General features: G+C 38.0%; 11 protein-coding genes. 2 read left to right on the top strand and 9 right to left on the bottom strand.

The annotated features are described in order from the left end of the window. Window positions 1–25: 25 nt before the first annotated feature. The 7 genes from PVK79_RS04220 to PVK79_RS04190 form a co-directional block, all read right to left on the bottom strand. Window positions 26–1,105, bottom strand: a complete 1,080-nt coding sequence (locus PVK79_RS04220; RefSeq protein ID WP_257325365.1) for a DKNYY domain-containing protein — start codon at window positions 1,103–1,105, stop codon at window positions 26–28. Window positions 1,106–1,193: 88 nt separating this feature from the next. Next, window positions 1,194–2,117, bottom strand: coding sequence for a histone deacetylase family protein (locus PVK79_RS04215; protein WP_145234772.1), 924 nt, complete (start codon window positions 2,115–2,117; stop codon window positions 1,194–1,196). A 72-nt stretch (window positions 2,118–2,189) separates the two neighbouring features. Then, a complete protein-coding gene (locus PVK79_RS04210) occupies window positions 2,190–3,734 on the bottom strand; it encodes a serine hydrolase (protein ID WP_145234770.1) in 1,545 nt (514 codons plus the stop codon). 29 nt (window positions 3,735–3,763) lie between these two features. Next, window positions 3,764–4,258, bottom strand: coding sequence for a gamma-glutamylcyclotransferase family protein (locus tag PVK79_RS04205; RefSeq protein WP_145234768.1), 495 nt, complete (start codon window positions 4,256–4,258; stop codon window positions 3,764–3,766). A 34-nt stretch (window positions 4,259–4,292) separates the two neighbouring features. Beyond that, a complete protein-coding gene (locus PVK79_RS04200; protein ID WP_145234766.1) occupies window positions 4,293–4,916 on the bottom strand; it encodes a LysE family translocator in 624 nt (207 codons plus the stop codon). Between the two features lie 3 nt (window positions 4,917–4,919). Next, a complete protein-coding gene (locus PVK79_RS04195) occupies window positions 4,920–5,702 on the bottom strand; it encodes a hypothetical protein (protein WP_257325364.1) in 783 nt (260 codons plus the stop codon). A gap of 15 nt (window positions 5,703–5,717) precedes the next feature. Then, window positions 5,718–6,188 (bottom strand): CreA family protein, encoded by a 471-nt coding sequence (locus PVK79_RS04190; protein WP_182731318.1) that lies wholly within the window; start codon window positions 6,186–6,188, stop codon window positions 5,718–5,720. A 104-nt stretch (window positions 6,189–6,292) separates the two neighbouring features. On the opposite strand from PVK79_RS04190, the gene PVK79_RS04185 reads away from it, so the two are divergent. Then, window positions 6,293–6,880, top strand: coding sequence for an outer membrane beta-barrel protein (locus PVK79_RS04185; protein ID WP_257325363.1), 588 nt, complete (start codon window positions 6,293–6,295; stop codon window positions 6,878–6,880). Window positions 6,881–6,897: 17 nt separating this feature from the next. Next, on the top strand, window positions 6,898–7,227 hold the full coding sequence (locus tag PVK79_RS04180; RefSeq protein ID WP_145234757.1) for a 5-carboxymethyl-2-hydroxymuconate Delta-isomerase: 330 nt from the start codon (window positions 6,898–6,900) through the stop codon (window positions 7,225–7,227). 318 nt (window positions 7,228–7,545) lie between these two features. On the opposite strand, the gene dsr1 is transcribed toward PVK79_RS04180, so the two are convergent. Both dsr1 and PVK79_RS04170 read right to left on the bottom strand, forming a co-directional pair. Then, on the bottom strand, window positions 7,546–11,277 hold the full coding sequence (gene dsr1, locus PVK79_RS04175) for an anti-phage defense-associated sirtuin Dsr1 (RefSeq protein ID WP_257325362.1): 3,732 nt from the start codon (window positions 11,275–11,277) through the stop codon (window positions 7,546–7,548). 309 nt (window positions 11,278–11,586) lie between these two features. Beyond that, entirely contained in the window at window positions 11,587–12,381 is a 795-nt protein-coding gene (locus PVK79_RS04170) for a helix-turn-helix transcriptional regulator (RefSeq protein ID WP_257325361.1), read from the bottom strand. Between the last annotated feature and the right edge of the window lie 94 nt (window positions 12,382–12,475).

Below are 12,475 nucleotides of genomic sequence, written 5' to 3'. Positions count from 1 at the left end.
AAATTACCTCATTTATCGCAACGCCTTAGCGCGTTACAACAACCTCACCACGAAGATAGTAATTATTTTTATCGTAAGCATCCGAATTCGTTTGTTCATCATATTGAGTGACCGTAAAGCTGGCTGCATGTATCTGTGGCATCGGCTTTGCTGACTCATATTGTGTAACGTAATAAACAATCTCACCACTTCTGTAGTAGTTGCGCTCAAACACCTCAAAATTAACAGGTTCAGCGCCTATCAATATATGGCTATCTTCCCCATTTAAGTAAAAAATATGCTGATTATCGCTGGCAAAATTTTCATCTAATCGTGAAAACCTGGCGGTATCAATATCAACATCCGCTAAAATAGCGAGACCTTGATAAAAGATATGTTGCCCGTCTTTCCCATAACTATCATCAATAGGGACAAATGACTGCGCATCTATGTTATGCATGGGTTCATCGTGATGGTAAATGACCTGATTTCCCTCATGCCCTGAGATATTCCAAAAACTATAATAATCATATGCTGAATAAGTGCTAGGATCTGCGCCCTCAACAATACGCTCGCCTTTAATCACCTGAGTATCGTTAAGCCAATAAAGATCACTGCCAATTATCTTAGCGTGCAAGTTTTCAAGGTTAACACCACTCACAGCTTGACCGCTGTAGTAAAGATGCTGTTTATCTTTAGCGTACAGTTGAGCATCATAGGTATTTAAATCAGCTTGACTGTAACTGATAAAGCTTTCAGCATCAGCGTGTTCCATTAACTTAGCATTATAGTAAACACGCTGTTCGACCACACAGTAGCCACCATTGGCAATACCTTGAAGCAGATTCTTAACCATACTGGTATAGCCAAATATCGTAAATAAAAATCCGATAACAACGGCACTTATCAGCGCCATCTTGTAACTGTTAATGCCAAAATAACTACCACCAAATAAACCAATCAACAAAAATAACGGTACCGGATAGCTTAAAAATAATAAGGCTGTTAATACCGCTTGCTTGTTATTCGTCGCGCCAGGGGCACCGAACATCATCGGCGACATCATCATCATGCTTCCCCAAAAGCACAGTGCCAACGTGACTAAGATATTAATTACTACAGACATTATCTTCCTTGTTTAATTAGTTGTATTGGTATCATACAACAACCAATATTAGACCTAATATTCACTTAATTGTAGAATGAAAATAAAGCTACTCTTCTGCTTCTGCAAACACTCTAATATGTTCTACAGCGCTTCGCCCTAGCGCAGATAAATTATATCCTCCTTCTAAAAAAGAGATAATCCCTTTACAGCCAGTACTTTTTACCATGTCACACAGCTGTTGTGTCAACCAGGCATAATCAGCCTCAACAAATTTGAGGCTTGCCATATCATCTTCAAAATGCGCATCAAACCCTGCGCTGATAAACAATAACTCTGGCTTAAACTCTGTTAATTTAGGTAACCACTGTTGGTTATACAACGTTTTTAAATCATTGCCATCGCTGGCTATGGGCAACGGTGAATTAACCAATGTATCGTTATTTTCAACGGCGGTATTAGGGTAAAAAGGATGCTGAAATAATGAGCAAAGCAACACATTGTCATCATCGATAAAAATGTCTTGCGTGCCATTACCGTGGTGAACATCAAAATCGACAATCGCAATGCGCTTAATCCCTTTACTTTGCGCGTACTTCACCGAAATTGCTAAGTTATTAAACACACAAAAGCCGGCAGAGGTTGTACGGTTTGCATGATGACCTGGTGGCCGTACGGAGCAAAATGCGGCATCTAAATTATCAGCCAGTATTTCATCAACGGCTAATAACCCTGCCCCTACCGCCCGCTCAATTGCCAAAAATGACTCTGGGCATAACCAAGTGTCGCCATCAAGTGATACTAAACCTTGTTCAGGGAGGGTGTTTTCCACCAGCGATACAAGGGCCTCATCATGGGCTAATAAGTAATGCTCACGTAATGCTTTAGGCGCTTGCTTTTGCTGCACAGCAATATCCAAGCCACTGGCCAAGAGACGATCGGTAATAGCATCTAAGCGCTCAGGACACTCTGGATGATCCGCGATCATTTTGTGTTTACGGCAAAAAGGATGAGAAATAATCGCAGTACGCATAAATGCTCCAAATGAGTTAACGACTGTAACTATAACAAAGCCACCCTTTGGTGGCTTTGCGACTTTGGTTTACTATTTAGCTTGCAAATGAAGATTTCTAAAATCAAAACTGAAATCAGTCACCGCTGTTGATACTGCACGCATTGTCGCTTCATTCACACGATTTTTAGTGCTCATATCAAAGCTAATATACGCATCAGCTTCGAGTAGCTTTTCATCCCACTTGACGATAAATGTGTTGCCCGTGTAATGCTCAAGCTGCCCTTTTAAACGTTTGGTATGCGTGAAATCAATACGTAACTTACCGTCTAGCTCTTCAATAATAACATCACCATACCAATCATCATGCAAAGTGCCGGTGTAGCTAATATTTGGTAACTGTGGTTGATAGTCTGCAGGAGCGTCCGGTTTAGCATTAGCATACGCTTTTTGCTTACCTTCAAAATGCTTTTTAGCCAACTCTGCTACCCAATCTTTATCTTCAAGTTCAAGGGCGTCTTCAAGCACTTCATGAGTAATAGCAGAGAGCGCACCGAATGCTTGCTGATTAGATAAAATAACAATCCCGAGGTTTTTCTCAGGCAATAACGTCACCTGCGATACCATTCCTAAAATACCACCACCATGGCCTAATTTTTTAATACCGTGGTAGTCTTCAATGCTCCAACCTAAACCATAACCTCTAAATTGCTGATGATAAGCCTCATAAGCGCTTTTTGACGCCAGTGAGGTAATATGTGGATGCCACATTTGCTCTTGTTGTTTTTCACTAAACAACTGCTCGCCATTTGGCATTTTACCATGGGCTAATTGTGTACGTAGCCATTGGCTCATATCATTCACACTGGATGCAATCGCGCCGGCACCACGAAAATCTTCTAAGTAATTAACGAAAAATGGATGTAATTGACCATCCATAGGAATATGACCCGTTGCCCAGTTCTTATTACTTTTTGGAATACGCGAAAAACCGGCGCGTGAGTTATCCATGTGCAAAGGCTGGAGAATATTCTTTTCAATATAATCATTCCAGCTCATACCTGAGACCCGCGCGACTACCTCGCCAGCGGTCACAAACATCAAGTTGTTATAAGCGTATGTGCTGCGAAAGCTACTAGCTGGTTTTAAATATTTAAGGCCTGCGAGAATTTCTTCGATTGATTTATCGGTGTCAGGCCAAATCATTAAATCCCCTTGGCCTAACCCTAAACCACTACGGTGACTTAATAAATCACGGATCGTCATTTCGCGGGTTACATAAGGGTCGTATAAACGAAATTCAGGAAGGTGATCAATTACCTTGTCATCCCAACTGAGCTTTTCTTCATCAACTAATTTTGCCAATGCCGCAACCGTAAATGCTTTAGTATTTGATGCAATACCAAATAAGGTGTCTTTATTCACCTTACTACCTGTATCTAAGTTACTAACACCAAAGCCTTTAGCAAAAATAACCTTATCGTTTTCAACAATCGCCACGGCCATACCCGGCACATCAAAGCGCGCCATTGAATTTTCAATCACTTGATTAATGTGCTTGGTATCAATATCGGCGTAGCTATTAAATGCACAGCCTGCTAATAAGGTGGCCGCAATCGCTAGTTTAGTTAATTTCATAACAATCCTTGGAGTTATCATTTTAGTTTTTATTTTTGATGTACAGCAAACTCAATGGCTGCACGCGCACTGTCGCTATCTTGGCAGGTTGGCCGAGACTTTATGGCATCACTGTACGCATTTGGCACACCAGCTTCAAGCGCACCGCGATGAACGTGCTGCATATACCAATCGTAAGGCAGTATCTGCGCATCAGTGGTGTTGGCAATATAACAATGCGCCGCTACTTGTTGCCCATCAAGTAATGTTACTTGAATATCTACGCAGTCATAACGAGGCCCTTCGATGGCGTCTAAAATCGTTTTTTCTGCGTCATTGAGTTGATATACCACGCCATATACTTGCGCGTTCTTATCATTTGATGGGCGTACATTGCCTTTTCCTGAGCCATCAGTACTTACCATATCAAAGGTTAACTCGTAACCGGCTAGTATTGCCGTACCAATACGAGTAGCGTTTGGTAAACGCGCCAACAAACGACTCGACGACATATTTGAACCAAACGAAAAATTATATACAGCCATATTCACCTACTACAGATTTCTGTTAAAACAACACTTACACTACAATTCTTATTGCTAGAGCGATCAAAATCACGCCAATACCACGGTCAAACCAATAGCCACTTTTTTGAAAAAAACCGCGAACACTAGGCTTTGATAGCACCAAGGATAGAAACGAAAACCACGCCCACGTTGCTAATGCCATATACAGCCCATAGCCTGCTTGCACAATTAATGGCGTTGATTGGCTGATCACTAAAGTAAACAACGACATAAAAAATAACGTGGCTTTTGGGTTTAACGCATTGGTTAAAAAGCCGCGACGAAATGCAATCCAACTGGATTCAACACCTTGAGATTGAAAAACAGTTTCTTGCTGCGCTGGCGCCGGTCTAGCACTTCTAAGCGCTTGCACACCAATGTAAGCCAAGTATGCACCCGCTAAATATTTTAATGCCATAAATACGTTTGGTGATTGCGTTAATAAAACCGCAACCCCGAGTAAGCAGTAACTAACATGTAATAAAATAGCTAGGCCTACCCCAAAACTGGTCCACAATGCATTACGACGCCCCTGCTGAACACTTTGTTTAAGCACAATGGCAAAATCTGGGCCGGGGCTTGCTACAGCAAAAAAGTGCGCCAGTGCAATCAATAAAAACTCATCTAAATAAGCCACCCATTACCCCGCTTTTTTATCATCAAGCGCTAACAACAACGGATTAGCAGTACTATTAACTAAGGCTTTAATTTCTTTTTGCGCCTTTTTGAATTGGCTGCGTAAGTGCGGCTTTAAATGCTTTTTAGAATCTTTATAGCCTTTAAAGTGGCAAATAAGGGCATGCATAAATAAGGTTTGCGGTTCACTAAGTGCAGCTTGCCTGTTCGCATAAGGGTTGTAACACGAGCCACAGCCCCCTTTAAACTGATACACCGTATTGCTCATCATTACCCCAAAACCTAAAAAACATGCCACGGCATCGGCGGCTTGTGGTAAAAACTCTTTACCGCCTGGTGGTAACACGCCCACATGGTGGATCATAATTGTCGCTAAAGTACCGGCAAAGCTGGCCACTAAATCTTGTGGCTGATTAATTTGATTTGGATTAAATGACACATTAACCGTATGGCTTGGCGGCACAATTAATTGGCTATTATCACCACGTAACTGATTACTAAAAGCAAAATGAGGAAATACTTGCGGCTGCAATTGCTGTGGCGCCACCAGCGTAATTGGCCAAGCTTGCAGCCCCGCATAGCCAACCACTCGCTCAAACACTTTACTGGCCATTTCTTCAATGCTTGAAACCGCATCGGGAAAGCATTGGTGGTTTGGCAAAACTAATTGCGAGTTATTAATGAAATAGTCGCTGTCAAAATTTTCCACCGCCCACACAAAAGTATCAATCAGCCATTGCTGCTCTTGTTCATCTAATGAAGGTTTGCTTTTAAATAACGCTAACATAGTTTGCTCTTTTGCTTATTCTTGCTCTTGTGCCCATGCCCATGCTTGGGTGTTATACAATGGCACAGTGGATAACGCATGATGATGACTGCCGGTTGACTCTTTAGTTGAGTACGACAGATATAACAGAGTTCGCGTTTGCGCATCATAAATTCGACGCACTTTTAATGATTTAAATAAAATACTTTTTGATGATTTAAATACCACCTCACCCGACTTACTACGGTCAATCGCTTGTAATTGGTCGGCAGTAATTGGTCCAGTTTGGCGACACGCAATAGACATATCAGACGGATCAGCAAAATCTAAGTTTGCTTCGATATGGCTAATATGACAGGTTACGCCTTTTACTAACGGGTCTTGTTGCGAGTTAACTTTAATATCTTTAGTGGTAAATAATCCCAAACTAACTGATGCAACATCATCAGAGCAGCCCGCTAAGGTGATCAATAAACCTGTCAATACGCCTATCATTATAGGTTTCATATATTACTTGCTCCATGTAGGGGTAAACGATTCGTGGCTTACATTTAATATTCAGCTATGTTTCAATACTAACTTAAATTAATCACAACAACGAGCACGACACCATGAAAAAAGTATTTGTTTTACTGTGCTTACTGTTAGTAAGTCAGAGTGCGTTAGCTGGTTACTCACTGAGTATTTATACTGGTAAAAGCTTTAATCAATCATTAGAAACTAAAAACGGTTTAGCAATAGAGCTCAAAGATAGTAACCATCTTGCTTTTAGTATTGATAGAACAATTGACTCAGCTCGTTATGGTTTTTACTTTTCAAACACCGAAAGTGACTTTCAATCCTCCCCTGATAAAAACGTTGAAATGCAGTATTTTATGTTTCAAAGTGCTGTTGAAGTCCCTTTAAGCAACCACATTAATAGTTATGTCGGCGCACAAATTGGTGCAAATTACATAAGTCCTAACTTCGCCAGCTCTGATACTTTCTTTGCCAGCGGCCTGTATGGCGGTTTAGAATACTTATTTAGCGATCAAGCTCGCATCTTATTTGAAACTCGCTGGCTTGCAACGATCGTCAATAATGCCAGTAACGTTTCATGTGCATTACCAACAGACGAAAACAAGCAATGCTTGTGGCATTTTGATGGTGATGTACTCAATCAGTTTCAAACCAGCTTAGGTTTCACATATCGTTTTTAGGGGAGCAAATAGATAACATGCCACATATCATCATTGAACATTCTGAAGATTTACCGGTATTACCGCAGGTATTGGTTGAAAAAATTCATCAAGCAACGTTTAACAGTGGCTTGTTTGAATTAGCAACGATCAAAACTCGCGCTATAGCCTATACACATTATCAATTGGGCGATGGTAAGGAAGGTTTTATCCATATTGGCGCACACATTATGCAAGGACGTACGATTAAACAAAAGCAACAACTCAGCGAGCAGTTGTTAGACTGTTTAAAAATATACTGCCGAGAATCAGACAGCTTAAGCGTTAACGTTCACGATATGGAACACGAAATTTACCGAAAGTGTTAAATATTTAAAGTAAATTTTAATCTCTAATCAATTTGCAATAACAGCACCACCTTCGAAAGAAGGTGGTCTTAAATTTATTGGTCGCGTCAGATAAAAGTGAATAAGTCTTAACTTGATCTGTCAGATTCGATTAACAGGACTCAATCAAATCTGAAAATCGCATATGTGTCATGAGCAGACATTAGAACTGACTCATCTATGCACCATTCCGAGCTAACGTAAATGCTCTAAAAGTTTGCTTCGAGATTAACGGACGGTCATTGACTAAAACTTCAAAGTTAAAAATGTTATGTTTGAACTCAGAAGAACCATACAGGACTAACCTATTAACATTCCCAACGCATTTAATCTAGAGAATTTTTGAGTTTCTATTAATAACGGATCAACTGAGCTAATTCGAGCTAAAATTGCGTTTAAATCACCCAATATAATTCTAGGTTCATCCTCGATAATTTGATTTAAAAACTTCAATACAGTTTCAGGATATTCCTCAGATAAATTTGTTTCATTTAACTTTCTCAATAAATAATTAAAATCACTAATGTTACTTAAACTATGCTGCAGTATAGAATAACTTTCTACAAAATATTTTTGAGTGTTTAAACATAGAATTGCAAGTTGATTTATTGTTAATTCATTAAAATTTTGATTTTTAGGCCAAACTTTTAATAAAAAGGGTTTAATTCTATTTTCCCAGTATTCATCAAATTTATCTCCAGAACTCGTTAATGCATCGTTTAAAGCAACAGTAACATGATAAAAAGCATTTCCGGAGAGTTGTGAGAAGGCAACGGCGACTTCTTTGACTCCATATTCATCATATTTCTGGAGAGCAACATAGGTTAAAAATTTAGCATACTGTTGTGATTGTTCACCTAAATCATCTAAATGAGATGCTGTTTCTAATAAATTTGCTTTTATTTTAATTAAAAACTCTTTGTGCAATCTTGGTGACCATAAGTAGCAAAACCATGCTACCTGAGACAAACTACAATCGCTCCAATTAAACCAGTTTAAAATATGCTCTTCAGCCCACTCAGGTGAAACACTATAAAGAGATAAAACATTAGTAGATATAATTGCTTTAGATAAAATATATATTTCATTATCTTGATTACACAGATGATTGAGCCTTTCCTTATAATCTGAACTTATACCATAACCATCTTTTGGTTTTTCTCTATACCATTGTTTAAATAAAAGTTCAGTCAAGATTCCAACGGGGTGATTTATTGCAGCCATTAGCGGATCTCTATTAATATCAATCTCTTTTTCAAATGGTAAAGTTATTAGTAGATCATAAAAGGTAAAAAATTTACTTTTTGTAATTACCTTACAATCGAAATTTTTATCAAGCCAAAACGCAAGAGACCTTGATATGTCGACTAACTTTTCTTTTTCTAAACTTAGAAGATAATTACATGTCGAGTCCCAAGCAATATAAGAAAGCCGCCTATTTTCAGACCAAATGTTTATTGCCTCATTCCATCGTTCTGGTAGCCATGAATTACATTGAATAAGTGCCTCTATAACAAATTTTGGTTCTTTTCTACATCGAATGGACCAATCATCTTCACTTCGAAACCCTCCCTCAGGGTTATCCTCCAGCCATTTTATTAAACTATTAAGCTCTGAAGGAGTATTATTTTCCAGTCCTTTATGAAAACCTGTACTCATCCAAAAAGGGAACTCTTGTTCCTCTTTAATGTGTTTCCCCCACATTGGATGCTTTTGAAGCATTTTTTCATATGCCCTATCACCCTCTATACCAACATTTAGTCTAGAATTTTTTAATTTGGATAATCTAAGCCAAATAGCACGATCTTTAATATCCTTAAACTCTTGCTCTGTAAGTTCTTTCCTAAACCAAGATTTAGATGGCCCTTTTAAAATATTACAAACTAGTCGATTCTTCTCAACATCACTTAAATTTAAAAAAAGTTTTGGTAATAAACTTAATATCTCTCGTTGTGTCGCGGTATTCCATAACCAACGTGAGTCATCTATTTCCAGTAGCTCATTTACATCCACTGAAAAATTTTGGGGTAACTCTGCTAAAGCAAATAATGCCAACCTTTTGAAGATTGGAAATGGTAACGCCCACCAATCCATAATAGCGTTCATGGCGGCATTGGAATTGGTTGCTTTCATTGCAAGCCATGAGTCTCTAACTAACTCAATTAATACAGTCCAATCATTATGATGTTTATTTTGTGGATGTTTCGCGATCGAAGGCTGGTGAATGTATGAATAATCATAATACTCATTTACTTCCCCCAGTAAACTCTTCAACTCCATTATTTCTAATAGAATTAAATTAAACTCAATAAATAGATTACCAATATCATGGCTCCATTTATCAACTTTATTTAGTTCTTTCAACGCGTAATATGGGTGAGAGCTAGTGAGAACAACCTCACTCCTAAAAATACGTTTTATCCCACTCACAGAGCTAGCTAAACTCAGAGGCTCACTAAAACGGATTCTTGGAGAAAGTAATGCCTTTAGCTCATGTTTGAGGGGTAATGATAAATAGTTTACCTTATATTTATCTACCCATGAGTAAAGACTAAAACGATGGCTAGAATTAGTGCAATAGCCCGATAGTATTAACTCCCATATAGTTAGCATTTCTTCACCTAAATTAGCGCATAAAATGTCACCACTATTTTTCCTGTGCGCTCTTAGCTCATTATTAATTTTCCAGTGTAAATCGCTATGTAGCCTTCCTCCCTGTTTACATATAAAGAGAACTAGTTCTGGTTTATCTAAGTGCTTAACTAACCAGATGCCAAGAAAGTTCATTACTTTATCCCACTGGACCTCATCATGAGAAAAACTTGCTAATGACATATTTGGTGAAAAAGCGCTTTTTGGAGGCCTACTGAAAAGTCTAAACTCAAAATTTTCTTTAAAGCTTGTGTCTACTATACCAAAACGTGGTAGATCACTTTTATCAAGCTTAATTTCATTAAGTACATTCAACCATTCAATAGGTGGAGGGGGGGTTAATTGAGCAAATGTTTTTGCAGGAATACCAGTTGGATCACTTAAAGCCCAAGCAAGTCTGTATGCATATCCATTACCTAAATCCGCTTCAGATGGCTTTGTAAAAGCAGTCGTTACTACTATTTGTTGCTTTCCAACCAGTCCATCTCTATAGGTTTCAGACCATTTTTCTAACGTTTTATGCAAATAGTAATGATGTCGGTGGTTTTTGTACAAAATAGGTGTAACATTTTTGGCTAACCAATTTTGCTTTTCGTGCTCATATTCTTTTTCTTCATTTTTACCTGTTTTATAATTACCAAACGCGAACATCTCAGGAGGTGATTCTCCTAACAAACGATCCGCTGCTAAAGCATCCATCATATATCTGAGTACAGGATCATTAAGGCTATATCCTACAAAGCATACGACATAAGTTCTAAACAGCTCACTAACAAATCGTGAAGCCCACCTCTCATTCAAGTATGCCAATCCGAAGTCACCACTTGAAATAACTAAATTATCAAGGTCAAAATCGCTGATGTTCTCAGGTATTAATCCATGTAAATAAACCAAACCACTCCACCTACTTTTTGGGACTGGAAGTAATGGAGCTTGAAATATAGGAAAGTCTATTTTTTCACTTAAGCTAACGTCTTGAAAAATTCTATCAAAGTTGGTAGTTATTAAACGAACTCGTTTATCTTTTGTTGTTGCGAGTTGAAGTAAAGCTTTGTGAGTAGTAGTAGCATTTGCAACAGAGTAATCAGGTTTTAATTGATTAACCAACTCTTTTCTAACAGCGTATCTCCATTCACTACTTGGTCTAGTCGCTTCTAATAATGATACAGCAGTGTCAAATTGTTCTAGCTTTAATGTTTGCTCTTGTATTGGGGAAGGAACAACACCTAGATTCTCATATAGGCTTTTAACAAGCCCACCAAACCCCGGGAGTTTAGCTGGAAAAGATATCCCAGCACCGCAAAAGAAAACAACCTTACCTTCTTCATGTGCTTGTAATAGCTTTTCAGGAATATTTGGTCCATTATTCACAAACTGCATTACAAAAATCCTTTTAGTAAAATTACCTCCATATAAAATCAATAGAGGGGGTATCTGAAGGTGAAAATAACATACCTCCCCTTAAAAAAATAACTTTTCGCACATAAGGCTTTACATAAGTACAACAAGTCAAAGCCGTAAACCTTCCCCTTGGGCATCAAAAATGTAATGACAGTATATTGCATATAGCCATTTACGGTTTTAACTTAAAATGTCCAAAAACGAGTTATCGACCGTCTTCTTCGCTCTCCAAACAGAACTTCGTGAATATGCCATAAGCCGATATTGACTCTACTAGGATATAAAAATTCACTTTAGTTTGCTGTATCTGTTCGGAGTTATCCCTAAAATTTCTTTAAAATCTCTAATAAGGTGAGATTGATCAACATATTCCAAATGGGTAACAATATCTAAGATGCTAACGGAGTTGGTTTCAAGTTCATCTAAAACCCTACTAAGTCTGTATTTACGTATAAGCCATTTAGGACTAAGGCCTACATATTCCGAGAAGTATCGCTGAACAGATCGTGAAGAGATGTTAGCATAGTTTGCTACTTGCTTAACTGTACAAATATTTTCATTATTTTTTATCAATGAGACCAAACTCTGAGTGATAGCCTTTGACTTAGTGATCGGTTGAACAAAAGAAGTAAGATTATCATGGATATAGCTAATAACCTCTAAATCGTTTTCATGTTCATATAAAGATATTAAATTATTTACGAAATCTAAGCCAAATATCTCTTTGGCTAGTACCTCTCTATTAACATAAGCTTCAATCGGCAGAGGTAAAAGTTCCTTTAAGGCTCCAGTTTCAAATTTCACACCTATTATTCGTCCTACTCCCTCCATTTTATAAGAGTATCTTTTGCTCACAGGCCCCAATAACTTAACCCCTTCATTACTGATAATTAGGTGAAAATTTGGATCTGGTAAGTTTTGTTGAGTATGGGTTCTTTGCTCTTCTAAGTTCCAATTCACAAACCAAAATTGTTCAATAAAACCATTAAAAAGGTCACTTGGAAAATACCTACGTAAGTGATAGTTCTCTTCACTCACCTGAAGGTGTAATACCCCTTTTATTTCTTCATTATTTATTTTCAAATTTGATCAGTCTTTGTTTATTGTCGTGTTTTTACTATATCAAGCAACTAATAACGTAGTAACATTTTTTTGTTAGGTTGATTAAAAGGAAAAA

The sequence above is a fragment of the Pseudoalteromonas rhizosphaerae genome, from assembly GCF_028885455.1.
Taxonomy (GTDB): domain Bacteria; phylum Pseudomonadota; class Gammaproteobacteria; order Enterobacterales; family Alteromonadaceae; genus Pseudoalteromonas; species Pseudoalteromonas rhizosphaerae.
Note: the sequence above shows the minus strand (reverse complement) of the source record. Positions and strands in the feature narration are given on the sequence as shown.